Source organism: Streptomyces sp. NPDC046308 (genome assembly GCF_055588065.1).
On record NZ_JBVJFB010000008.1, the window covers coordinates 188,820 to 214,759 of the forward strand.

Here is a 25,940-nt window from a genome sequence, read left to right on the forward strand (position 1 = left end):
GGGCCTTCGCCGTGTGTACGGTGGGCTATGCGGCGCGTTCGCCGGTGAGGCGGACCTTCAGGGTGGCGTGTCCGTTGGCGAAGTTGGAGAAGAGCCGGGTGGGCGGGGCGAGCAGTTCGATGTCGGCCACCCGGGTGCGCAGCGACTCCAGCATGGAGATCATGTGGACCCGGCCCAGGTACGCGCCGAGGCAGAAGTGCGGTCCGTGGCCGAAGCTGACGTGCTTGTTGGGGGTGCGTCCCAGGTCGAAGGTGTAGGGATCGGCGAAGGCGTCCTCGTCGAAGTTGGCCGAGCTGTTCCACAGGGTGACGATCTCACCGGCCTTGACGACGTGGTCGCGGATCGGGACGTCCACGAGGGCGTGCCGGCCGAAGTGCATGGTCGGCGTGGTCCACCGCATGACCTCCTCGGTGGCGCTTTCCAGGGTGACCTCCGCGTTCTTCAGCCGGCGCCACTGGTCCTCGTACTGGCTGAAGGCGTGGACGATGCCGGAGGCGGTGGCCCGGCTGGACTCGTCGCCGCCCAGGATGAGGCTGTACGCGTTGTAGATGATCTCCTCCTCGCTGAGCGGTTCGCCGTCGATCGTGGCGGTGGCCAGCGTGCTGAGGACGTCCTCACCGGGGTTGCGGCGGCGCTCGGCCATCAGTCCGGAGATGTAGAGCACGATCTCGTTGCGCGCCATCAGCGAGACCTCTTCCCCGTCGTCGGCGCTGTACCGGGAGAGGGTCTGGGCGTTCCAGTCCACGAGCTGCTCGCGGTCCTCGGCGGGGATGCCCATGAGGTCGCCGATGCTGTGGATGGGGATCCGGTCGGCGACCGCGGTGACGAAGTCGACCTCGCCCGCCTCGACGGCCTCGGAGATCAGCTGGTCGGTGAGCTGCTGGACGTTCTGCACGACCGGGGCCAGGACGCGCGGCGAGAAGGACTTCATCATCAGGTTGCGGATCTCGCGGTGGCGCGGGCCGTCGGTGACGGCGAGCATCTTGCCCGCGGCGGAGTCCTCGCCGAGCAGCAGCGTGCTCAGCACGTTGCCCTGCTCCGAGGTGTACCGCTTGTTGTCGCGGTAGGCGGTCATGATGTCGTCGTACTTGGTGAGGACCCAGAATCCGGGCTTGCCGTCCCGTGCCGGGTGCCAGAAGACCGGGTTGTGGGTGCGGAAGGGCCGCCACAGCAGGTGCGGGTCGTTGTCCTCGAAGGTCTGCGGGTCGGTGAGGTCGTAGGCGGCCGGATCGGCCAGCTCCGCCAGGTCCGCGAGGTCCGCGAGGTCCGTGAGCTCGGTCGCCGGCAGGGTGGGGGCAGTCATGGGTGTGTGTCTCCTCCAGGGCCGCGGACCCGGAGGTCCGCGGCGCGGTAGGGGTGGTCTGAGAGGGGGGCGGGGGCCTCAGGCGGCTTCCGCCGCCACCGCGGTGGTGGCGAGTTCGGCGATGGTCTGCTTGCGGAACACGTCCTTGGCGGAGATCACCAGCCCGGCCTTCTTCGCCCGGGCGACCACCCTGATGCCGAGGATGGAGTCCCCGCCCAGCTCGTAGAAGTTGTCGGTGACGCCGACGGCCGGGATGCCGAGCACGTCGGACCAGATCTGGGCGAGCAGCCGCTCGGTGCCCGTGCGGGGCTCCAGGGCGCCCGCGGGGGCGGTGGTGTGCTCCGGGGCGGGCAGGGCCTTGCGGTCGACCTTGCCGCTCGGGGTGAGCGGGAACTGCTCCAGGCACACGACGGCGGAGGGCACCATGTGGACGGGCAGCCGGGCGGAGACGAACTCCCGCAGCTCTGCCGGCTGCGGGTGGTGTCCCGCGGCGGCGGGCGTCACGTAGCCGACGAGGCGCTTGTGCTCGCCGTCGGCCACGGCGAGGACCAGCGCCACCCCGACCTCGGGGTGCTGCTGGAGGACGAGTTCGATCTCGCCGGGCTCGATGCGGTAGCCGCGGACCTTGACCTGGTGGTCGGCCCGGCCCACGTACTCGATGACTCCGGCGCTGGTCCAGCGCACCAGGTCGCCGGTGCGGTACATCCGGTGGTCCGGGGCCTCGCCGTGCGGGTTGTCGAGGAAGCGGTCCGCGGTCAGCTCTGGCCGGTTGAGGTAGCCCTGTGCGACGCCCGGGCCGGCGATGAACAGTTCGCCGGCCACCCCGATCGGCGCCGGCCGCAGCCGCTCGTCGAGCACGTAGGCGGTGGTGTTGGCGACGGCGCGGCCGATCGGGACGGGCATGTTCTCGTCCGCCTCGCGGATGAGGTGCCAGGTGCCGAGGACGGCGGTCTCGGTGGGCCCGTAGAGGTTCACGAGCCGCTGCGGCGGCGCGGCCGCCAGGACCTCGGCCACGCGGACGGAGTTGGCGGCCTCTCCGCCGAAGAGCACGTGGCGCAGCGCCCCGAAGGCGTACGGGTCCGCGGCGACGATCTGGTTGAAGACGGCGGTCGTCACGAACAGCGTCGTGACGCCGCCCCGGCGCAGTGCGGCGGTGAGTTCCGCCGGGTCCAGCAGGGTGTCCTTGTCGATGACGACCATCCGGCTGCCCGCCAGCAGGGGGCCCCAGATCTCGAGGGTGGCCGCGTCGAAGGTGACGTCCGAGCCCTGGGCCATGACGTCGTCCGGGCCCAGCGACACCCAGTCGGCGTTGCGGAACAGCCGGACGACGGAGCGGTGTCCGATCACGGCGCCCTTGGGCGTGCCGGTGGAGCCGGACGTGTACATGATGTACGCGGGGTCGTCGGCGGTGACGCGGACGTCCGGGGCGCCGGCCGGCTGGGCGGCGATCGCCTCGTCCTGCTCGTCGAGGCAGATCATGCGCGTCCCGGCGGCCGGCAGCCTGCCCGTGAGCCAGGACTCGGTGAGGCACAGCGGCACTTCGGCGTCGGAGAGCATGAAGCTCAGCCGGTCCCCGGGGTAGTCGGGGTTCAGCGGCAGGTAGGCGCAGCCGGCCTTCAGGACGCCGAGCAGCGCGGTGACGAGTTCGGGGCCGCGGGGCAGGCAGACGGCGATGAAGGTGCCGGGCCGGACCCCGTCGGCGACGAGCAGGTGGGCCAGCCGGTTCGCGCGGGCGTCCAGTTCGGCGTAGGTCAGCGTTTCCAGGCCGGCGCTGACGGCGACCGCGCCGGGGCGCAGGCGCGCCTGTTCGGCGACGAGCTCGTGGACGCAGCTGTCGGCGGGGAACTCGGCGCGGTTGACGGCCCATTCGGTGGTGAGGAGGCGCAGCTCCTCCTCGTCGGCGAGCGGCAGCTCCTCCACGAGGGTGTCCGGGTCGGCCGCGGCGGCGTCGAGCAGCACCGCCAGGTGGCGGGCGAGCACTTCCACGGTGACCGCGTCGAAGAGGGCGCTGTCGTACTCCAGCGTGCCGGCCAGCTCGCCCGTGCCGGTCTCGGCGAACTCCACGGTGAGGTCGTACGCGGCGGGCACACCGGGCGCGGGGAAGGCCCGTACGTCGAGTCCCGGCGCCTGCGCCGGCCCGGCCGCGCCGGCGGCGTCGCGCAGCACCACCAGCACCTGGACGGCGGGGGTGTCGCCGGCGTCCTTGCCCTCGCCGAGGGCGCTACGGACCTGTTCGAAGGGCACGTCCTGGTGGGCGGCGGCCTCGCCGAGGGTGGCGCAGGTCTGCGCCAGGAGCTCGGTGAACGGCGCCTCGGAGCGTATGTGGGCGCGCAGCAGGAGCGGGTTGTCGAACGCGCCGACCAGGCCGTCGAGCGCAGGCCGGGGCCGGCCGTCCGCGAGGGTGCCCAGGGCCAGGTCCTCCTGGCCGGTGTGGCGGGAGAACAGCACCTGGCAGGCGGCGAAGAGGCCGGCGAACAGGGTGCCGCCGTGCGCCTCGGCGGCGGCGGCGAGGCCCTTGACGGCCCCGGCGGGTATCCGGAACCCGTGGCGGGCGGCGGCCGCGCCGCGGGCCCGGGAGCGGGGCCGGTCGGTGGGCAGCCGCAGCGCGGGCAGGCCGGCGAGGTGGCCGCGCCAGTGCTCCAGCTGCGCGGCGAGGTCGGCCTCGGTGACGCGTGCGCGCTGCTCGGCCGCGTACTGCGCGTATCGCACCGGGAGTTCGGGCAGCCGCGCGGGCCTCCCGGAGACGGCCGCCGCGTACAGCTCGGTCAGGTCCGCGACGAGGATGCCGCGGGAGCGGGTGTCCACGGCGATGCGGTGGGCGCTCAGCACCAGCACGTGCTCGTCGGCGGCGAGGCGGACCAGGAGGGAGCGCAGCAGCGGGCCGGAGGCGAGGTCGTAGGGCCTGGCGGCCAGTTCCGCGATGCGGGCTTCGAGCCGCCGGTCGCGCTCCGGTGCGGGCAGTGCGGCCAGGTCGGCCGATTCCAGCTCCAGCGGCCCGGCCGGCCAGACCTTCTGCACGGGCCGGCCGCCGGCCTCGGCGAAGGTGGTGCGCAGGGGCTCGTGCCGGGCCGCCAGGAGCCGCAGGGCCCCGGTCAGTTCGGTGCGGTCGAGGGCGCCGGTCAGCCGGAGCGCGATGACCGGGTGGTGACCGTACGCCCCCTCCTGCCGGTGGCCGGACCGGATGAACTCCTGCCCGAAGGTGAGCGGCAGCCGGTCGTTCCCGGTCGTCCCGTCGGTCATCCCTTCGTTCCTTTCATGTCCATCTCTTCCATCAGGTCGAGCAGTTCGGGGGTGACGAATTCGTCGATCGGGCAGACACCGGACAGCGTCGAGAAGTACCGGTCCGTCAGCTCACCGCTGGAGGCGATGGCGCGCAGCAGGTCCAGGTGGTGGGCGGGCGGGTCCAGCCGGGCCGTCTTGAGCGTGGCCCGGTACTCGGGCGTGAGGGCCTCCGTCCGCTGTTCGGCGTAGGTGTCGAGGGCCGTCCGCAGCCGGTCGGGGTCGTGCAGGCCGTCGCCGATGCAGTCCGCGAGCAGCTGGGCCTGGTAGAAGCCGTCGGTGATCCCGCGCGCGGTGATCGAGTCCTTGTGGTGGGCGGCGTCGCCGACGAGCACCCAGCCGGGTCCGGTGGCCTGCCGGAAGAAGTTGCGCTGGTCGCCGGTGCCGTAGACGCGTTCCAGGCGGGCGCCGCCCGCCATTTCCTCCCGCAGTTCGGGAGCCGTCTTCTCCACGTTCGTGAGCAGGGCGTTCAGTGCGTCGCCGCGCACGCTGTGGAACTGGTCCTGGGGGAGGTATCCGGCGACGAGGGTCGCCCCGTCGTTGGTGGGTACGGTGCCGACCCAGTGGCCGGGGGTGTCGTACAGCCGGAACCCGGGGCGCAGGCCGGACCAGTAGGAGTAGTAGGCGCACGTCGAGGTCGGGTCCTCGACGACGAGCGGGGCGCCGACCTTCGCGGCGACGGTGGAGCGCATGCCGTCGGCGCCGACGACGAGGGTGGCCCGCTCGACGGCGCCGGTGGAGCCGAGGCGGACGCCGACGACGCGGTCGCCGTCGAAGACGAGGTCGCTCACCGAGCAGCTCTCGCGGAACTCGACGCCCGCGTCGACGGCGCCCTGCGCGAGGATCGGATCGAGGAGGTAGCGGCGGGGCGCGTAGGCGGCGCGCTGTCCGTCGGCCGCCCAGGAGCAGCCGTCGAGGCGGATCTCGCCGTGGGTGTAGCGGACGTTGTCGAGGGCGGGGGCGCCGGTGGCGACGACCGCGGGCAGCAGGCCCCACCGGGCGAGGGCGGCGACACCGGGCTGGTGGATGTAGAGCGTGGAGAGGGTGTCCTTGGGGAAGGTGCCGCGCTCGACCATGAGCACCCGGTAGCCGGCGCGCGCGAGCAGCATCGCGGCCGGAGCCCCGGCGCACCGCGCGCCGACCACAATCACGTCGTAGTGGGTCAAAAGATGCTCCTTGTCCTGCGCCGGCCCCGGTGGCGGGCGTTACGGGGATGCGTGGGGGGCGGGTACGGGGCCGGCGGCCCGGACCGGTCGGGTCCGGGCCGCCGGCCGTCGGCCGCGGCTAGTTCACCCGGATCGGCAGCTTCCAGACCCCGGTGAACTCCGGGGAGGTGAGGAAGGTCGGCTTGTCGTCCGGGTCCACCCGCAGCTTGGGGAAGCGGTCGAACAGGATGTTCATGGCGATCCGCCCCTCCAGCCGTGCGAGCGGGGCGCCGAGGCAGAAGTGGATGCCCCGGCCGAAGCCGATCTGCGGGTTGGGGGTGCGGGCCGGGTCGAAGACGTCCGGGTTCTCGAAGACCCGGGCGTCCCGGTTGGCGGCCGAGAACCAGACCTCCAGCACGTCGCCCTCGGGCACCTTCACGCCGGCGATCTCCACGTCGCGCGTGGTGACCCGGTAGCCCGCGGCGAGCGGGCTCAGGTAGCGCAGCGACTCCTCCAGCAGGGTCGGCACGAGCGAGCGGTCCGCCCGCACCCGTGCGTCGACGTCCGGGAAGGCGTCCAGGCACAGGATGGTGTTGCCCAGCAGCATCGTGGTGGTGATGTGGCCGGCCGAGATCAGCAGATTGGCGAAGTTGACGATCTGCCGGTCGGTCAGTCGCTCCCCGTCGACCTCCGCCTCGACGAGCCGGGACAGGAGGTCCTCCTGCGGTTCGGCGCGGCGCTGGGTGACGAGGTCGAGGATGTAGAAGCCCATCGCCATGGCCGCTTCGGCCTGGGTGTCGAGGGACTCCTCCTGTGCCTGGTCGCCCTGGTGCGTGGTGAGCTGGGTGCTCGCCATGAGCGACTGGTCGGCCCATTCCTTGAGGAGCTCGCGGTCCTCGCGGGGGATGCCGAGCATGTCGCAGATGACGATCACGGGCAGCGGGTAGGCCAGTGCCTCCGCGAGGTCGAAGGTGTCGCCCTTGACCTCGTCGAGCAGCTCGTGGGTGAGCGCGGTGATGCGCGATTCGAGCTCGGCCACCATCTTCAGGGTGAAGGTGCGCCCCACCAGCTTGCGCAGCTTCTGGTGCTCCGGCGGGTCCGCCTGGGTCAGGTTCCCGTCGAAGGCGACGGCGGCCTGTTCCGGGCTGACGTAGCGCGCGGCCACCTCCGAGGAGTACGTGGCGGGATCGCTGAGGATCTCCAGCGTCTCCGGGTAGCCGTAGACGTGCCACATCCCGACCTCGGGGTCGTACTCGATCGGCGCCTCGGGCTGGATCCCGCGCAGCCAGAAGTGCCGGGGATGCATCTCCCACTTGGCGAGGGGGCTGGTCGTGGTGCTCATCGGGGGTCTCCTTCGGTGGCCCGGTCGCGGGCCGCAGAGTGGCGCCTCATCGGACGAGGAGCGGGAGCTCCGAGGTCGAGATGACGTGGGGCAGCGGCAGGAAGGTCGGCGGGTTGTCCGGGTCCGTCCGCATCTTCGGGAAGCGGTCCAGCAGGATGTCCGTCGCGATCCGGCCCTCCATCCGGGCCAGCGGGGCGCCGAGGCAGAAGTGGATGCCCCGGCCGAAGCCGATGTGCGGATTGGGGTCGCGGTACGGGTCGAACAGGTGCGGGCGGGTGAACTGGCGCTCGTCCCGGTTGGCCGCCGACAGCGAGATGGCGACCAGCTGACCCGGGTGCACCGTGACGCCGGCGAGCTCGCCCTCGGCGACGCAGGCCTTGTAGGCCGTCGCGATCGGGCTCAGGTAGCGCAGCGACTCCTCGATCAGCCCGGGGGTGAGCTCCGGGTTCCCGCGGACCGCGGCCAGGTGCTCCGGGTGGGCGTCCAGGCACAGCAGGGTGTTGCCGAGCAGTGCGCTGGTGGTGGCGTGTCCGACGACGAGCAGCTCGTTGGCGAAGTTCACCACCGCGTTGTCGCTGAGCCGTTCGCCGTCGACCTCCGCTTGGACCAGCTTGGTCAGCAGGTCCTCGCGCGGCTTGAGCCGGCGCTCGGCGGCGTGCTCCCGCAGGTACTGGAACATCTCCGGGACCACGCGCATGGCGGCCTGGGCGTCGACGTCCTCGTCCAGGTCGCGGTCGCCGGAGGTGAGGGCGACCGCGCTGTGGGCCATCCGGTCGACCCACGTCTTGAACAGGTCGCGGTCGCTCTGCGGTACGCCGAGCAGTTCGGAGATGACGATGATCGGCATCGGGTACGCCAGGTCGTTCACCATCTCGATGCCGTCCTGGTCGGACACCTGGTCGAGCAGCTCGTGGGTGATCTCGACCATCCGCGGCTCCAGGGCCGCGACCATCCCGCGGGTGAACGCCTTGCTGATGATCTTGCGCAGCTTGGTGTGGTCCGGCGGGTCGGACTGCAGCAGGGTGCCGTCGCTGAACTCCGGGTCGATCTCCACGTCGCCCGCGATCAGTTCGGCGACGTCGCTGGAGTAGGTCTTCGGATCGCCGACGACCTCCAGCACCTCCTTGTAGCCGTACACGTTGACGATGCCGTAGTCGTTGACCTCGACCGGGTGCTCGGGCCTGTGGCCGCGCAGCCAGAAGAACTCCGGATTGATGCCCATGCGGTCGACGAAGGCCGCCGCTTCCCTCGCGTCCGCGCCGGCGGATGTCCCGGTCATGGTCAGTTCCCCTCAAGGTGGAGGTTGATGATGCGGGCGATCTCGGCCGCGGGCTGGGCCTTCGGCATGCCCATGTGCGTGGCGTCGATGTCGTGTTCGTGGATGGTGCCGCCGATGTGCGGGGCCCAGATCGCCGCGTAGGACTCGTCCGGGTTCTGCGTGGCGTTGAAGAAGACCGCGTCGCCGTCGTAGACGGGCGAGTCCCACTCCAGCAGCATCTCGGCGTGCGACTTGAAGAGGTGGCTGCCGTTCTCCACCAGCGCCTCGCGGTCCTCGTCCACTCCGGAGCCGATGAAGAACTCCTTGAAGAACTCGCGGACCTCCGGCATGTTCACCGGGTCCTCGATGTGCCGGAACCAGCCGCTCGGCGGGCTGTCCATGAGGGCCAGCAGCGCCACCTCGTGTCCCCGCTGCTTCAGTGCCGCGGCGAGGGCGTGGGCGTAGGTGCCGCCCGTGGAGTGCCCGACGAAGTGGTACGGGCCCTCCGGCTGGACCGCCAGGATCTGCTCCAGGTAGTCGTCGAGCATCGCCTGGGTGGACTCGGCCCGGCCCGCGCCGTCGAAGCCGCGGCCCTGGATGCCGTACACCGGCCGGTCGCCGAGGAGCTGCGCGAGGCCCACGTAGGACCAGCACAGTCCGACACCCGGGTGGATGAACCACAGGGGCGGCTTCGTGCCTTCGGTGCGCATCGGCAGGACGACCGCGAAGGGGTCGGCGAAGACGGGCGCCTGGGCGGTCTTGACCTGGGACTCCAGGTACTCGGCCAGCTTCGCCACCGTGGTGGCGCCGAACATCACGCGGATCGGGACCTTGGCCCCGAGGACCGCCCGGATCCGGCTGATCAGGCGGGTCAGGCGCAGCGAGTGGCCGCCGAGGTCGAAGAAGTCGTCGTCGATGCCGACCTTCTCCAGCTCGAGCGCCTCGGCGAACAGCTTCGCCAGGGTGGTCTCCAGCGGATTGCGCGGCGCACGGTAGTCCGCTCCGCCGGTGAACTCCGGGTCGGGCAGGGCCTCCCGGTCCAGCTTGCCGTTCGGGGTGAGCGGCAGCTTCTCCAGCGTGACGAAGGCCGACGGGACCATGTACTCCGGCATCCGGCTGGTGAGGTGCTTGCGCAGCGCCTCGGCGACCACGCTCTCGCCCGGTGCGGGGACGACGTAGGCGACGAGCTGCTTGTCGCCGGCCAGGTTGTCGCGGGCGGTGACCACGCCGTGGTCCACCGTCGGGTGGGCCGTCAGCGCGGACTCGATCTCGCCGAGCTCGATGCGGAAGCCGCGGATCTTGATCTGGTTGTCGGTGCGTCCGCGGAAGACCAGTTCGCCGTCCCGGGTCCACTCGACCAGGTCGCCGGTGCGGTACATCCGCTCGCCGGGCTCGCCGAACGGGCAGGCCACGTACCGCTGGGCGGTCAGCTCGGACCGGCCGACGTAGCCGCGGGTCAGACCCGCGCCGGCGATGTAGAGCTCACCGGGGACGCCCGGCAGGACCGGCCGCAGCGCGGTGTCCAGCACGTACACCCGGGTGTTGCGGATGGGGCGGCCGATCGACACGGCGGCCCCCGCGGTGAGCTCGCTCACCGTCGCGCCGATGGTCGTCTCCGTCGGACCGTAGCCGTTGAACATCCGGCGACCGGCCGACCAGGTGGCCACCAGCTCCGGCGAGGTGGCCTCACCGGCCACCATCAGCGAGGTGACGGTGGACAGCGAGCCCGCCGGCATGGCGGCCAGCACCGTGGGCGTCAGGATCGCGTGGGTCACCCCGTACGTGTCGGCGGTCTCGGCGAGCGGGGCCCCCGGCGTGAGCCGGTCCGGGTCCGCCATGACCAGGGCGCCCCCGGCGAACAACGACATGCACATCTCGGCGACGGAGATGTCGAAGCTCGGCGAGGCGAACTGCAGGACCCGGCTGCCGGCGTCGATGCCGAGCAGCTCCGTCACCTCCGCGACCATGTTGGCGAAGCCGGTGTGCGTGACGGCCACGCCCTTCGGCCGGCCCGTGGAGCCCGAGGTGTAGATGACGTAGGCGGTGTTGGCCACCACGAGCGGACTCAGCCGCTGCGCGTCGGTCAGCACGGCGGCGTCCGTCCCGGCCAGGGACTGCGCGAACTCCGGGGCGTCCAGGACCAGCAGCCGCGAGGGCAGGTCGGGCAGCCGGTCCGCCGTGGTCTCGTCGGTCAGGATCAGCCCGATCGCCGAGTCCTCGACCATGTACGTGAGCCGGTCGGCCGGGTAGGCCGGGTCCAGCGGGAGGTAGGCGCCGCCCGCCTTCGTCACGGCGAGCACCGCCACCGGCCACTGCGGCGAGCGCCGCAGGGCCACGCCCACGACCGTCTCCGGTCCGACACCTCGCTCGACGAGGGCCCGCGCCAGCCGGTTGGCCCGCGCGTCCAGTTCCCCGTAGGTCACCTTCTCGTCCTCGAAGAGCACCGCGACCTCGTGCGGGGCCTCGGCGGCCTTCCGCTCGAACAGCGCCGGCAGGGTGAGGGCCGGGGTCTGCGTCGCCGTCTCGTTGAAGGCGAGGAGGAGCCGCTCGCGCTCGGCCTCGTGCAGCACGTCCAGGGCGCCCACCGGGATCTCCGGGTCGGCGATCAGCTGCCGCAGGATGTGCAGCACCCGCTCGGCGATCCGCTCCACCGTCTCCGCGCTGATGGCCTGCCGCTGGTACTGCAGGATCATGCGCAGGTAGGGCTCGGCGTCGGCCGCCAGACCCACCAGGTACGCGGCGCCCGCGGACGGGCGGATACCGGTGAACGAGACGCCCGCCGCGGTGTTGGCCGCGCCCAGGGCCTCCTTGTCGACGGGGAAGGACTGGAACAGCACGATGGTGTTGAAGAGTTCCTTCAGGCCGGCCTCCCGCTGGATGCGGTGCAGGCCGAAGTGGTGGTGGTCCAGCAGCGCGGTCTGCCGCTCCTGGAGGTTCTTCAACACCTGGCCGAGGGTGTCACTCGGCGCGTACTCGGCGCGGATGGGCAGGGAGTTGACGAACAGGCCCACCATCTGGTCGACGCCGGGCACCTCGGCCGGGCGGCCGGAGACCGTGGTTCCGAAGATCACGTCCCGCTTCCCGGTGAGCTGGCCGAGCATCAACGCCCACACGCCCTGGACCAGGGTGCCCATCGACACGCCCAGTTCGGCGGCGCGCTTCTTGAGCGCACGGGCCTCGTCCAGCGGCAGCGGGACGTCGACCTGCCCGACGCGGGCGTCGTCGCCGGCGTCCTCGGGGGTCTCGGCGGCGAGCAGGGTGGCCTCGCCGACGCCCTCCATCTCCTTGGCCCAGGCCGCGGCTGCCGCCTTGTCGTCCCGCCGGGACAGCCAGCGCAGGAACTCCCGGTACTCGGGCACGCGCGGCTGCCCGGAGGCGTCCCCCTCGGACGCGTACAGGTACGCGAGGTCCCGTACGAGCAGGGGGAACGACCAGCCGTCGAAGAGCGCGTGGTGCACGGTCAGCACCAGCTCGGAGGTCTCCTCCGCCAGCCGGACCAGCGAGGCCCGCAGCATCGGCGGCCTGGCCGGGTCGAACTGCGCGTAGTGGTCCTCGGCGAGGATCCGCTCCAGCCCCTCCTCGCGGGCCGCCTCGTCGAGGTCGCGCAGATCGGCGACGCGCCAGGGCAGTTCGACCTCGTCGAGGACGAGCTGGGTGAGGTCGCCGCTCGCGTCGGTGACGAAGGCGGTGCGCAGGTTGGCGTACCGGTCGAGGAGCGCCTGCGCGGCCACGCGCATCCGGGCCGGGTCGACCTGGCCCTGGACGTGGAAGGCCACCTGCACGATGTGCGGGTCGAAGGCGTCCTCCTCCAGGCGCATGGTCTCGAAGAGCAGACCGAACTGGAGCGGGGTCAGCGGCCAGACGTCGGCCAGACCCGGGTACTGCGCCTCCCAGTTTTCGATCTCGCCCTGGGTCATGCGGACCAGTGGCACGTCCGAGGGGGTCAGGCCGCCGGCGCCGGGGGTGGCGACGTGGTGGGCGAAGCCCTCCAGGGCGCGCACCCACAGGTCGGCGAGTGCCTGGGCCTCGTCCCGCGTGAGCACACCGGCCGGGTAGGAGACGCGGGCGTTGAACCGGGGGCCGCGCTCGGTGTCGGTGACGTAGGCGCTGATCTCGACCGTGGAGAGCGCGGGCATGTCCGCGTCCAGGTCCGCGGCGAGGCCGAGCGCGTCGGCCGCCAGGCTCCAGCCGGTGCCCTGCTGTCCGTCGGCGCCGTCGCCGGCGGCGACCCGCCCCAGGTAGTTGAAGGAGATCTGCGGGGTGGCCCGCCAGTCCAGTTCGGCGGCGGTGGACGGGTTGAGGTAGCGCAGGAGGCCGAAGCCGACGCCCTTGTCGGGGATGGCCAGGAGCTGTTCCTTCACGGCCTTGAGCACACCGCCCGCGGCGGCGCCGCCGGCGAGTGCCTCCTGCACGTCGTGCCCGCCGAGGTCGAGCCGTACGGGGAACATGCTGGTGAACCAGCCCACCGTGCGGGACAGGTCGGCGCCGGGCACGACCTGCTCCTCGCGGCCGTGGCCTTCGAGCCGGATCAGCGTCGAGGACTCCTCGACGCCCCGGTCCGCGCGCCACTGCGTCACGGCGAGCGCGAGGGCGGCCAGCAGACCGTCGTTGACCCCGCCGTGGAAGGCGGTGGGCACCGTGGTCAGGAGCGCCTCGGTGACCTGCTCCGGGAGCTCCAGCGAGACCGTCTCCACGGTGGACATGACGTCCACCGCCGGGTTCAGGGGCCGTGCGCCGAGGACGGGATCGTTGCAGTCCAGCAGCTCGGACCACTGCGCCAGTTCGGCGATGCGGTCCGGGTCGGACGCCTCGTCGAGCAGCGCGTGCGCCCACCGGCGGGCGGAGGTGCCGACCGCGGGCAGGCTCGGGGCGGAGCCCGCGCCGATCTGCTCCCAGGCCGTGGCGAGGTCCGGGAGCAGGATGCGCCAGGACACGCCGTCGACGACCAGGTGGTGCAGGACCACCAGCAGCCGGCCGGCGCCCTGCTCCGGGGCGAACCAGACGAACTGGGCCATGGTGCCGGCGGCCGGGTCGAGCCGGCCGGTGGCGGCGTCCAGTTCGGCCCTGGCCGTCTCCAGCCACGCCTCGTCCCAGGTGCCCGGGCAGTCCACCCGCCGGACCAGCGCGGCCGCGTCGACCGTGCCGGGGGCGGAGATCTCCAGGCTGCCGTCGCCGCCCTGGACGAGACGGGAGCGCAGGACGTCGTGGTGGTCGAGCACGGCGGTCAGGACCGCGGTGAGCCCGTCCTCGTCGATGTCCTGCGGCAGCTCGAGCGCCGCGGACATCGAGAACCGGTTGAAGCTGCTGCCCAGTTCGAGCATGTACTTCGCGATCGGGGGCAGCGGCATGACGCCGGTGCCGCCGCCTTCCAGCTCGGCCAGGACCGGGCCGAGGTTCTGGCTGCCGGCGGCCGTGGCCAGCTCGGCGACCGTCCGCAGCTCGAAGATCTGCCGCGGGTTGACCACGACGCCCTGTGCCTTGGCGCGGGAGACGATCTGGATGGACCGGATGCTGTCGCCGCCGATGGCGAAGAAGTCGTCGTCGATGCCGACCCGTTCCAGGCCGAGCACCTCGGAGTAGACCCCGGCCAGCACCTCCTCGGTGCGGCTGCGCGGGGCGCGGTAGCTCTCGCCGGCGAAGTCCGGCTCGGGCAGGGCCGCGCGGTCCAGCTTGCCGTTGGGGGCCAGCGGCAGCCGGTCCAGCGGCACGAGCACCGCCGGGACCATGAACTCGGGCAGCCGGCCGGTGATGAAGCGCCGCAGCTCCCGCATGGTGATGCCGGAGGTCATGTCGGCCTCGAACCGGCCCTGCGCGTCCACCTGGCCGCCGGAGTCCGGGGAGCTGACCACGTAGCCGACCAGGCGCTTGGCCCCGTCGGGGGTGCTCTGGGCGGTCACCACGGCGTGTTCCACTCCGGGGTGGGCCGTCAGCGCCGCCTCGATCTCACCGGGCTCGATGCGGAACCCGCGGATCTTGAGCTGGGCGTCGCCGCGCCCGACGTACTCCAGCTGCCCGTCGGCCCGCCTGCGGGCCAGGTCGCCGGTGCGGTACATCCGCGATCCGGGTGCACCGTACGGGTCGGCGACGAAGCGCTCGGCGGTCAGCGCGGCGCGGCCGTGGTAGCCGCGGGACAGGTTGCCCGCCACGTAGAGCTCGCCCACGGCGCCCACGGGCACCGGCTTCAGGCCGGCTCCCAGGACGTACGCGCGCATGTTGCCCAGGGGCGCGCCGATCGGGGCGGTGTGCGCGCCGTCCCAGTCCTCGTCGGCCGGGAGCCCGAAGGTGGTGGCGTAGAAGCTCTCGGTCTGGCCGTAGGCGTTGACCACCCGGACCCCGGGGACGGCCTCGCGGACCCGGTGGACCAGGGACGCGGGCAGCGCCTCCCCGGCGAACACCACCGCGTCCGCGGTGATCTTGCCGTTGACCTGGTCGAGGAGCTCGGCGAAGACCGAGGGGACCGTGCTGATCACGCCGCCGGTCCAGCCGCCCTCACCGATGACCAGGACGTCGCGGGCCAGCTCGACCGTGCCGCCGGCCGCCAGCGTGGTGAAGACCTCGAAGACGGAGACGTCGAAGTTGACGGAGGCGCCGGCGAGCGTGCGGGTGCCGGAGTCCACGCCGATCGTGGAGGCGAGCCGCAGCACGCCGTTGACCACGTTGGCGTGGGTGACGGTCACGCCCTTGGGTACGCCCGTCGAGCCGGAGGTGTACATCACGTACGCCGCGTGGTCGGGCAGCAGCGCCGCCGACGGGGCGGTGGCGCCGGAGCCGGCAGCGGAGCCGCCGAGGGCCAGGTCGCCGAGGTACAGGCGGGTGATCCCGGACTCCGGCAGGACGCCGGCGGTGGCCGCGTCCGTGAGCAGCAGCCTCGGCCGCGCGTCGGACAGGATGTGCTCCAGGCGCCTGCTCGGGTACTTCGGGTCGATCGGCAGGTAGGCGCCGCCCGCCTTCAGCACGCCCAGCAGGGCCGTGACCAGGTCCGCCGTCCGCGGCAGGGCGACGCCCACGACCGTCTCCGGTCCCACGCCGTGCCCGGCCAGCTCGCGGGCCAGCCGGTTCGCCCGCTCGTCCAGTTCGCGGTAGGTCAGCGACTCCTCGCCGCAGACCAGCGCGACCGCGTCGGGCCGCTGCGCCACCTGGAGCTCGAACAGCGCGGGCACGGTCAGCTCGGGGGTCGGCTGCTGCGTGGCGTTGAAGCCCTGCAGCACCAGCTCGCGCTCGGCGCCGTCCACCAGCTCGACCGCGGACACCCGCTGCTCGGGGGCGGCGGCCAGCAGGCCCACCACCCGTACGAAGCGGTCGGCGACGGCCTGGGCCGTCTCCCGGTCGAAGAGGTCGGTGGCGTACTCCAGGAGACCCACCACGCCCATGCCGGGCAGGTCGGCCATGTTGAAGAACAGGTCGAACTTGGCGGTCTCGGTGCGGACCCGCTCGAACTCCACTTGCAGACCCGGCAGGGCGAAGTCCTTCCGGGCGAAGTTCTGCCAGGCGAACATCACCTGGAACAGCGGGGAGTAGGCGGTGGAGCGCTCCGGGTTCAGCACCTCCACGAGCCGCTCGAAGGGGACGTCCTGGTTGTCGTACGCGGCGAGGGACTTGCCCCGGACCCGCTCCAGCAGCTCCGTGAAGGCGGGGTTGCCCGACAGGTCGACGCGCAGCACCCAGGTGTTGACGAAGAAGCCGACCAGTTCGGCGAGGGCCTCGTCGGTGCGGTTGGCGATCGGGGAGCCGATCGTCAGGTCGTCGCCGCCGCCGAGCCCGTGCAGCAGCACGGCCAGGGCGGACTGGAGCACCATCGAGGAGGTCGCACCGTGCCGGCGCGCCAGGTCCTCGACGGCGGCCGCCACCTCGGGGGCCAGGGCGAACTCCACGGCGTCGCCGCGGTGGGAGGCCTTGGCCGGGCGCGGGCGGTCGGAGGCGAGCTGCAGCGGCTGCGGCACACCCGCCAGCTCGCCGCGCCAGTAGCCGACCTGCGCGGCGAGCGCGCTGGCCGGGTCCTCCTCGTCGCCGAGCACCTCGCGCTGCCACAGCGTGTAGTCGACGTACTGGACCGGGAGCTCCGCCCACTGCGGGGCGCCGCCCTCCTTCCGGGCCGCGTACGCGGTGGCGAGGTCGCGGGCCAGCGGGGCCATGGAGGAGCCGTCGCTCGCGATGTGGTGGATCAGCAGGACCAGGACGTGCTCCTGCGCGCCGAGCCGGAGCACGGGAGCCCGTACCGGGATCTCGGTGGCCAGGTCGAAGAGGTGCGCGGAGGCCTCGGCCATGGCGTCGGCCAGGCCGCCGGGGGCCACCTCCACGAGCGGGACGTGCAGCTGTGCCGCGTCGGCCGGCAGGACGTGCTGGGCCGGGACGCCGTCGGCGTCCTCGACGATCAGCGTGCGCAGGCTCTCGTGGCGGGCCACGACGTCGCGCAGCGCGGCCTCCAGCGCCGGCAGGTCCAGCTCGCCGGTCAGGCGGAGCGGGAAGGGGGCGTTGTAGGTGGCCGAGGGGCCCTCGAACCGGTCGATGAACCACAGGCGGCGCTGGGCGAACGACAGCGGTACGGAGTTCGGGCGCTCGGCGGCGCGCCGCAGCGGCGGCCGCACGGGCGCTCCGGCGGCGAGGTGCTCGACCAGCTCCACGACCGTGGGCGCCTCGAACACGACGCGGATGGGCAGTTCGACGTCGAGGACCTGGCGGATCCGGCTGACCAGGCGGGTGGCCAGCAGGGAGTGGCCGCCCAGGGCGAAGAAGTCGTCGTCGATGCCGACCCGGTCGAGGCCGAGCACCGCCGCGAACAGGCCGCACAGGACCTCTTCCTGCGGGGTGCGCGGGGCCCGGCCGGTGGCCGCCGCCGCGAAGTCCGGGGCGGGCAGGGCCCGCTGGTCCAGCTTCCCGTTGGGGGTCAGCGGCACCTCGGCGATGGCGACGACGGTGGACGGCACGAGGTGTTCGGGGAGCCGGTCCTTCAGGTAGCCGCGCAGGGCGCCCACCAGCGTGCCGATCCGGCCCGCGGCGGCCGGCTCGTTGGCCAGCGTCCGGTCGGCCCGGCCCGAGGGCGTGAACCCGCCGGTGAGGACCTGGTCCGTGACGGGCCCGGCCGGGAAGAAGACCGCGTCGAAGCACTCGGCTGCGGCGGCCGACCAGGTGAGCAGCACGCCCCAGCCGCGCTCGGCGGCCCATTCGCGCAGATCCTGCGGGTCGAGCACCGGGCCGGAGGCGGCGGGCGCGGAGATCACGCCCACGGCCGCGGCGGACTCGACCTCGTCGGCGAGCCGCGCGTTGGGTATGCGGGTGACGCGTACGGGCTGCTCGCCGCCCGCGCGGACGAAGTCCTCCAGGCCGAAGAGGTCGTCGACCTGGCGGCCCCACTGGCGGGCCGGGACCTCGCCCAGCGGGAGCGCGGCCACGGGCGCCTTGTGCAGCAGGACCTCGTAGCGGTGGCGGGTCAGCTCGTTGTGCGGACGGCCGGCCTTCAGCCGGATGTCGACGCCGCCGGCGCCGTGCCGCTCGGCCCACCGGGTGAACCACTCGGGGTCGAGGACGAGTTCCTTCTCCATGAGGATGGCGCGGGCGACCGCGGCGCGGCTCACCGAGGCGGAGGCCTCGGGGTGCAGCGCGCGCTGTACGCCGGAGCGGAAGAGCCGCAGGGTGGCGGCGTTGCGGACGTCGCCGACGAGGATCCGGCCGCCGGGGGCCAGCAGTTCCATCGCGTTGGCCAGGACCAGGTCCATGTACTCGGCGTCGGGGAAGTACTGCACGACGGAGTTGATGACCACGAGGTCGAAGTGCTCGCGCGGCAGACCGGAGATGTCGTCGCCGTTCTGGTGCCGCAGGTGCACGCGGTCGCCGAAGCCGGTCTGCGCCACCTGGACGAGCAGCCGGTCGATGACCGCGGCCGACATGTCGGTGCCCCAGTACTCCTCGACCTGTCCGAGGGTCTGCGACATCAGCAGGCCGGTGCCGACGCCGATCTCCATGACGCGGCGCGGCGACCAGTTGGTGATCTGTTCCACCGCCGCGTCGCGCCACACGGCCATCTCGTCCAGCGCGATGGGCTGTCCGCCGGTGTAGCTGGAGTTCCAGCCGGTGAAGTCCTCGCCCCAGGCCGCGTCGGAGACGGCGTAGAGGTCGTCGTAGATCTCCTCCCACTCGTCGACCTGCTCGGCGGCGCCGGAGGTGTCGGAGCCGTCCACGCGCGGGACGACGTAGCCGACGAGACGGCGTTCGCCGGCCTGGTCCTCGTTCCACGTGACGACGGCCTGGGCGACGCCGGGGTGGGCCGCCAGGGCGGCCTCGACCTCGGCGGGCTCGATGCGGAAGCCACGGATCTTGACCTGGGTGTCCACCCGGCCCCGGAAGACGAGTTCGCCGTCCGGGGTCCAGGCCACCACGTCACCGGTGCGGTACATCCGCTCGCCGGGCTCGCCGAAGGGCGAGGCCACGAAGCGTTCGGAGGTCAGCGCGGACCGGTGGGCATAGCCGCGGGCGAGACCCGCGCCGGCGATGTAGAGCTCGCCGGCGACGCCGGGGAGCGTGGGGCGCAGGCCCGCGTCGAGGACGTAGACCCGCATGTTGTCCATCGGGCGCCCGATCGGGATCGGCTCGCCGACCCCTTCGGGGTCGGGCATCGGGTGGCTGGTGGCGAAGGTGGTGGTCTCGGTCGGGCCGTAGCCGTCGACGACCTTGAGGCCGGGGCAGGCCCGCAGGGCCCGGGTCACCGAGGCCGGGGAGACGACGTCACCGCCGGTCCAGACCTCGCGGACCCCGGTGAGGCACTCGGGGTTCTCGTCGGCGATCACCTTGAACAGACCGGCGGTCAGCCACAGGGCGGTGACCCGCTGTTCGGCGATGACCGCGGCGAGCACGCCGGCGTCCAGCTTGCCGACGGGAGCCACCACGGCGGTGCCGCCGCCCAGCAGGGGGACCCACAGCTCGTAGGTGGAGGCGTCGAAGGACTGCGCGGAGTGCACGAGGACCCGCTCGTGGGCGCCGCCGCGGTACCGGCGGTCCAGCGCCAGGCCGGACACGGCCCGGTGGGTGACGCCGACGCCCTTGGGGACGCCGGTCGAGCCGGAGGTGTACATCACGTACGCGAGCTGGTCGACGCGCCCGTGGGCGGCGGCCGGCAGGGCGTCGGCGGGGGCCGCGGCGACGGCCAGGGCCGTGTCCGCGTCGTCCAGGACCACGTACGGGCAGGTGCCGCCTGGCAGCCCCGCGACGATCTCGGAGTCGGTCAGGAGCAGGGTCGGCGCGGCGTCGCCCAGCATGAACTCGATGCGCTCGGCCGGGTACTCCGGGTCCACCGGCAGGTAGGCGCCGCCCGCCTTGAGAACGGCGAGCAGGGCCACGACCAGCTCCGTGGAGCGCGGCAGGGCCACGCCCACGACGGATTCCTGGCCGACGCCGCGCGCGGCTAGGACGTGGGCCAGTCGGTTGGCCCGGGCGTCCAGTTCGCGGTAGGTCAGGTTCTCGGCGCCGAAGGCGACGGCGATCCCGTCCGGGGTCGCTGCGGCCTGCTCCTCGAACAGCGCCGGGACGGTCTTGCCCGGGGCGGGTACGGCGGTGTCGTTGAACGTGCCGAGGAGCCGTTCGCGCTCGGCGGGCTCCAGGACGTGTACGGAGCCGACCCGGGTGTCGGGGTCCGACACCAGCTGCTGGAGGATCCGGGCGAACCGGGCGGCGATGCCCTCGACGGTCTCCGGGTCGAAGAGGTGGTGCTGGTACTGGAGCGCCACCCGCAGGTGCGGGTCGGCGAAGGCCATCACGACCAGCGGGTAGTGGGCGCCGCTGAGCGGGCTGATGCCGGTGATCGAGATGCCCGCGGCCGAGTTCGCCTCGTTGATGGCGACGCCGTCGATCGGGTACGACTCGAAGCCCACGAGGGTGTCGAAGAGTACGTTCAGGCCGATCGAGCGGTGGATGTCCAGCAGCCCGTGGTGGTGGTGGTCGAGCAGGGCGCTCTGCCGGTTCTGCAGGTCGCGCAGCAGCTCGCCGAGGGTGGCGCCGGGTCCGCACTGCACCCGGACGGGCAGCGTGTTGATGAACAGGCCGACCATCGAGTCCACGCCGGGGACGACGGGCGGGCGGCCGGAGACGGTGGCGCCGAACACCACGTCCTGGCGGCCGGTGAGCCCGGCGAGGACGAGGGCCCAGGTGCCCTGGACGAGGGTGTTGAGGGTCAGGCCCAGTTCGGCGGCGCGCCGGCCCAGGTCGCGGGCGGCGTCCGCGGACAGCGGGATGTCGATCTGGCCGATGCCGGCCGGGTCGGACGCGGCGCCGGCCTCGGGGGCGATCAGGGTCGGGGACTCGACCCCGGCGAGTTCCGCGGCCCAGGCGCGGGCCGAGGCCTCGCGGTCCTGGCCCGCCTGCCACACCAGGAAGTCGCGGTAGCCGGGCACCCGTGGCAGCGCGGAGGCGTCGCCCTCGGATCCGTAGAGCCGCAACAGGTCCTGCATGAGGACCGGGATCGACCAGCCGTCGAAGAGGACGTGGTGGGCGGTGAAGACCAGCTCCCAGCGGTCGGGGGCCAGCATGACGAGGGACATCCGCACGAGCGGGGCCCGGGTCAGGTCGAAGTGCGAGTCGTGGTCCTCGGCCAGGAAGCGCTTCAGCGCCTCTTCGCGGCCCTCCTCGCCGAACCCGCTGAGGTCGAGGTACTGCCAGGGCAGCTCCACGCGGTCGCGTACGACCTGCACCCGGTCCCCCGCCGCGTCGAAGACGAACGCGGCGCGGAGGTTGGCGTACCGGTCCAGGAGCGCCTGGCCGGCGGCCCGCATCCGGGCCGGCTCGACCTCGCCGGCGAGGTGGAAGACCAGCTGCATCTGGTACGCGTCGAAGGTGGAGCCGGCCAGCTGGGCGTGGAAGAGGAGACCGTCCTGCATCGTGGTCAGCGGCCACACGTCCTGCAGGCCGGGGTAGCGCTCCTCCCAGGCCTCGATCTCGCCCTGGGTCGCCCGGACCAGCGGCACGTCGGAGGGGGTGAGCCCGCCCGCGGCGGGCTCGGCGGCGTGCCGGGCCAGGGCCTGGAGGGCGGTGCTCCACAGTTCGGCGAGCTCCTCGACGTCCTCGGCCGGGAGCAGGCCCGAGGGGAAGGCGAGCCGGGCGGTGAGCTGCGGGCCCTGCTCGGTGTCGGTGACGAGCGCGCCGACGTCCAGCGTCGAGAGGGCGGGCATCCGCCCGTCGGGCTGCGCGATCAGCTCGGTGGTGCCCTCGGCGAGGGTCCAGCCCTGAGCGCGCAGGTCCTCGGGCACGTCCGCGGAGGAGGAGAAGCGGCCCAGGTAGTTGAAGCCGATCTGGCCGGTGGGGTACCGGCGCAGCACCTCGGCGGTCTGCGGGTTCAGGTGGCGCAGGAGGCCGTAGCCCACGCCCTTGTCAGGGAGGGACAGGAGCTGCTCTTTGACCGCCTTGACGGCGGAGCCCGCGGCGGCGCCGCCCGCGAGGGCGTCGTCGAGGTCGATTCCGGCGAGGTCCAGGCGGACGGGGTACATGGTGGTGAACCAGCCCACCGTGCGCGACAGGTCGGCGCCGGGGGCGACGCCCTCCTCGCGGCCGTGTCCCTCGACCCGGATCAGGGCGGAGGACTCGTCGATGCCGCGGGCCCGGCGCCACTGGGCGACGGCCAGCGTCAGCGCCGCGAGCAGGCCGTCGTTGACACCGCCGTGGAAGCGGGCCGGCAGGGTGGTCAGCAGGGTCTCGGTGACCGGCACGGGGAGCTTGAGCCAGGTGTGGTCCACGGTGGACATGACGTCCACGGCGGGGTCCAGGGCCCGCGAGCCCAGGAGCGGGTCGGGGCCGGCGACGACCGAGCGCCACAGGGCGAGTTCGGCGACGCGCTCGGGCGACGACGCCTCCTCGGACACGGCGTGGGCCCAGCGGCGCACCGAGGTGCCCACCTCGGGCAGTTCGGGGGTGCGGCCCTCGCGGACCTGCTCCCACGCGGTGGCGAGGTCCGGCAGCAGGATGCGCCAGGACACGCCGTCGACGACGAAGTGGTGGAGGACCAGCAGCAGCCGGCCGGCGCCCTCCTGCGCGGCGAACCAGACGAACTGCGCCATGACTCCGGCCGCGGCGTCCAGCCGGCCGGTGGCGGCGTCCAGTTCGGCGGCGGCCGTCTCGAACCACCGCTCGTCCCGGCGGCCGTCCCACTCGACGCGGTGGATGAGCGCGTCCGCGTCGACCGAGCCGGGCGCGCCGACCTCCAGGCCGGCGCGGTCCGCGCCGTCGGTACCGGCGCCGTCGACGCCGCCCGTGACCAGACGGGACCGCAGGACGTCGTGGCGGTTCAGCACCGCGCCGAGGGTGGCGGCCAGTGCGGCCCGGTCGATGCCCTCGGGCAGCTCGACCGCCATCGACATGGCGAACCGGTCGATGCCCTCGCCGAGCTCCAGCAGGTACTCGCCGATCGGCAGCAGCGGCATCCGGCCGACGCCGCCGCCCTCCAGCTCCGCCAGCACGGGGCCGGTGCCCGCCGCGACCCCGACGACCGCGACCGCGGCCAGTTCGGCGACGGTTCGGTGGTCGAAGATCTGGCGCGGGCTGACCTCCACGCCGCCGGCGCGGGCGCGGGAGACGACCTGGATGGAGCGGATGCTGTCGCCGCCGATGGCGAAGAAGTCGTCGTCGATGCCGACCCGGTCGAGGCCGAGGACCTCGGCGTAGACCGCGGCGAGGACCTCTTCCGCGGCGTTGCGCGGGGCACGGTACTCGCCGCCGCTGAAGTCGGGCTCGGGCAGCGCGGCCAGGTCGAGCTTGCCGTTGGCGGTCAGCGGGAGCCGGCCGACCATGACGAAGACGGACGGGACCATGAACTCGGGCAGCCGGCCCGCGGCGAAGCGCCGGAGCTCGCGCACGGACACGCTGGTGGTCAGGTCGACGTCGAGGTCGCCGAGGCTGGCGACGGTGCCGAAGCCGCTCTGGTCGGCCTCCAGCGGGACCACGTGGCAGACGAGCTGCTTGCTGCCGCGGCCCTCGCGGATGGTGACCACGGCCTGCGCCACGCCCGGGTGGGCGGTCAGGACGGCCTCGATCTCGCCGGGCTCGATGCGGAAGCCGCGCACCTTCATCTGCGCGTCGTCACGGCCGGCGTACTCCAGCTGTCCGGCGGCGTTCCAGCGCGCCAGGTCACCGGTGCGGTACATGCGCGAGCCGGCCGGCCCGAACGGGTCGGCGACGAAGCGGTCGGCGGTCAGCGCGCCGCGGCCGTGGTAGCCGCGGCCGATCTCGCCGGCGACGTACAGCTCGCCCACGACGCCGACGGGGACGGGCCGCAGGCCCGGGCCGAGCACGTAGGTGCGGACGTTGTCGAGCGGGGCGCCGATGGGGGCGCTGCCGGAGCCGTCCCACTCCTCTTCGGCGGGCAGCGCGAAGGTGGTGGCGTAGAAGGACTCGCTCTGGCCGTAGGCGTTGACGACGCGGACCCCGGGGATCGCCTCGCGGACGCGCCGCACCAGCGAGGTGGGCAGGGCCTCACCGGCGAAGACCACGGTGTCGACGCCGATGTTCCCGTTGACCTGCCCGAGGAGTTCCGCGAAGACGGACGGGACGGTGCTGATCACGCCGCCGTTCCAGCCGCCGCGCTCGCCGATCACCAGGGCGTCACGCACCAGTTCGACGGTGCCGCCGGAGCAGAGGGTGGCGAAGAGCTCGAAGACGGACACGTCGAAGTTGACGGAGGTGCCGGCGAGCACGCGCGTCCCCGCGCCGACGCCGATCGCCGAGGCCAGCCCCAGCACGTCGTTCACCACGTTGGCGTGGGTGATCGCCACGCCCTTGGGCGTGCCCGTGGAGCCGGAGGTGTACATGACGTACGCGACCTGGCCGGGCCGGCCCGCGGTGGCGGCGGCGGGCTCCGCGTCCCGCGCGTCCCCGAAGTCGATGTCGCCCAGGAACAGCTGCGGGACCCGCGTCTTCGGCAACACGCCCACGGTCTGCTCGTCGGTGAGGATCAGCCCGGGGGCCGCGTCCTCCAGGATGAAGTCGAGCCGCCGGCTCGGGTACCTCGGGTCGATCGGCAGGTACGCGCCACCGGCCTTGAGCACGCCGAGCAGCCCGGCCACCAGGTCGGCCGTACGCGGCAGCGCCACGCCCACGAGCGTCTCGGCGCCCACGCCGCGCGCGGCCAGCTCCCGCGCCACGCGCGAGGCCCGCGCGTCGAGTTCGCGGTAGGTGAGGATCTCGTCCCCGGCCTCCAGCGCGACCGCGTCCGGGGTGGCCGCGGCCTGCCGCTCGAACAGCTCGGCGACCGTCAGCTCCGGCAGGTCGGCCGCCGTGTCGTTGAACCTCCGTACGACGGTGTCCCATTCGGCGTCGTCGAGGACTGGCGCCAAGGCCACCGGCCGGTCCGGGCGGGCGACGACCTCGCGGATGACCCGCAGGTAGCGGTCGACGACGGACTGCGCCGTGGAGCGGTCGAACAGATCGGTGGCGTATTCGAGGTAGCAGAGCATGCCCGGACCCTCGGGGTCCGAGAAGTAGTTGAACTCCAGGTCGAACTTGGCCGTCGGGGTGGCGAGCACCTCGAAGCGGGCCCGTTCCAGACCCGGCAGGTCCAGCTCGATCCAGGCGTCGTTCTCCCAGGTGAACATGACCTGGAACAGCGGGTGGTAGGCGGTGGACCGCTCCGGGTTCAGGACCTCCACCAGGTGCTCGAAGGGGGCGTCCTGGTTGTCGTACGCCGTCAGCGCCTTCTGCCGGACCTGCTCCAGCACCCCGTCGAAGCTCGGGGCGCCCGAGAGGTCCGTGCGCAGCACCCAGGTGTTCACGAAGAAGCCGACCAGGTCGGCGAGCTCGTCGTCGGTGCGGCCCGCGACGGTGGAGCCGATGGCGATGTCGTGGCCGGCGCCCAGGTGCTGGAGCACCACGGCGAGGGCGGCCTGGAGCACCATCGGGACGGTCATGTCCCGCTCGCGGCCCAGGGCCTCGACGGCCGCGAGCAGTTCGGCGTCGATGGGGAAGCCGACCGTGTCACCGCGGTGGCTGGCCACCGGCGGGCGCGGGCGGTCCGAGGACAGGCGCAGCGGGGTCGGAACGCCCTGCAGCTCGCCCTGCCAGTAGGCGACCTGCGTGGAGACCACGCTGTCGGGGTCGTTCTCGTCGCCGAGCAGCTCGCGCTGCCACAGCGTGTAGTCGACGTACTGCACCGGCAGGTCCGCCCACTGCGGGGCCCCGCCGGACAGCCGGGCCGTGTACGCGGTGGCCAGGTCGCGGGAGAGCGGCTCCATCGACTCGCCGTCGCTGGCGATGTGGTGGACCAGCAGGAGCAGGACGTGCTCCCGCTCGCCGGAGCGCAGCAGGGTCGCGCGGACCGGTATCTCCGCCGACAGGTCGAAGGTGTACTGCGCCGCCTGGAAGACGGCCTCGTCCACCCCGTCGGGGGCCACCTCGACGAGCGGTACGTCGAGCAGTGCCTCGGCCACCGGCAGCACCTGCTGCGAGGGCACGCCCTGCTCGTCCATCACGATGAGCGTACGGAGGCTCTCGTGCCGTGCCACGACATCGCGCACCGCGGACTGCAGGGCGGTCCGGTCGAGCTCGCCGGTCAACCGCACGAGGAAGGGGACGTTATACGTCGCCGACGGTCCCTCGAATCGGTCGATGAACCACAACCGACGCTGTGCGAACGACAACGGGATC

The 25,940-nt window shown here is 72.9% G+C and carries 6 protein-coding genes; all 6 read right to left on the reverse strand.

Translation table 11 applies throughout. The features are described 5' to 3' along the window. Positions 1–25: 25 nt before the first annotated feature. The 6 genes from ACZ6JT_RS28830 to ACZ6JT_RS28855 all read right to left on the reverse strand — a co-directional run bounded on the left by ACZ6JT_RS28830 (position 26) and on the right by ACZ6JT_RS28855 (position 25,933). The gene (locus ACZ6JT_RS28830) at positions 26–1,303 is read right to left on the reverse strand and encodes a cytochrome P450 (protein WP_469214137.1); all 1,278 of its coding nucleotides are present in this window, start codon (positions 1,301–1,303) and stop codon (positions 26–28) included. A 78-nt stretch (positions 1,304–1,381) separates the two neighbouring features. Beyond that, entirely contained in the window at positions 1,382–4,543 is a 3,162-nt protein-coding gene (locus ACZ6JT_RS28835) for a non-ribosomal peptide synthetase (protein WP_469214138.1), read from the reverse strand. Beyond that, on the reverse strand, positions 4,540–5,748 hold the full coding sequence (locus ACZ6JT_RS28840; protein WP_469214140.1) for an NAD(P)/FAD-dependent oxidoreductase: 1,209 nt from the start codon (positions 5,746–5,748) through the stop codon (positions 4,540–4,542). The genes ACZ6JT_RS28835 and ACZ6JT_RS28840 overlap by 4 nt, the downstream gene beginning before the upstream one ends. A 118-nt stretch (positions 5,749–5,866) precedes the next feature. Next, the gene (locus ACZ6JT_RS28845; protein WP_469214142.1) at positions 5,867–7,069 is read right to left on the reverse strand and encodes a cytochrome P450; all 1,203 of its coding nucleotides are present in this window, start codon (positions 7,067–7,069) and stop codon (positions 5,867–5,869) included. Between the two features lie 46 nt (positions 7,070–7,115). Then, complete coding sequence (locus tag ACZ6JT_RS28850; RefSeq protein ID WP_469214143.1) at positions 7,116–8,348, reverse strand: cytochrome P450; 1,233 nt, start codon at positions 8,346–8,348, stop codon at positions 7,116–7,118. A gap of 2 nt (positions 8,349–8,350) precedes the next feature. Then, complete coding sequence (locus tag ACZ6JT_RS28855; protein WP_469214144.1) at positions 8,351–25,933, reverse strand: amino acid adenylation domain-containing protein; 17,583 nt, start codon at positions 25,931–25,933, stop codon at positions 8,351–8,353. Positions 25,934–25,940 lie beyond the last annotated feature (7 nt).

Bases quoted from the DNA above. Each gene is read 5' to 3' on its own strand.
- ACZ6JT_RS28835 (WP_469214138.1), bottom strand. From the start codon at position 4,543: ATGACCGACGGGACGACCGGGAACGACCGGCTGCCGCTCACCTTCGGG.
- ACZ6JT_RS28830 (WP_469214137.1), bottom strand. From the start codon at position 1,303: ATGACTGCCCCCACCCTGCCGGCGACCGAGCTCACGGACCTCGCGGAC.
- ACZ6JT_RS28845 (WP_469214142.1), bottom strand. From the start codon at position 7,069: ATGAGCACCACGACCAGCCCCCTCGCCAAGTGGGAGATGCATCCCCGG.
- ACZ6JT_RS28850 (WP_469214143.1), bottom strand. From the start codon at position 8,348: ATGACCGGGACATCCGCCGGCGCGGACGCGAGGGAAGCGGCGGCCTTC.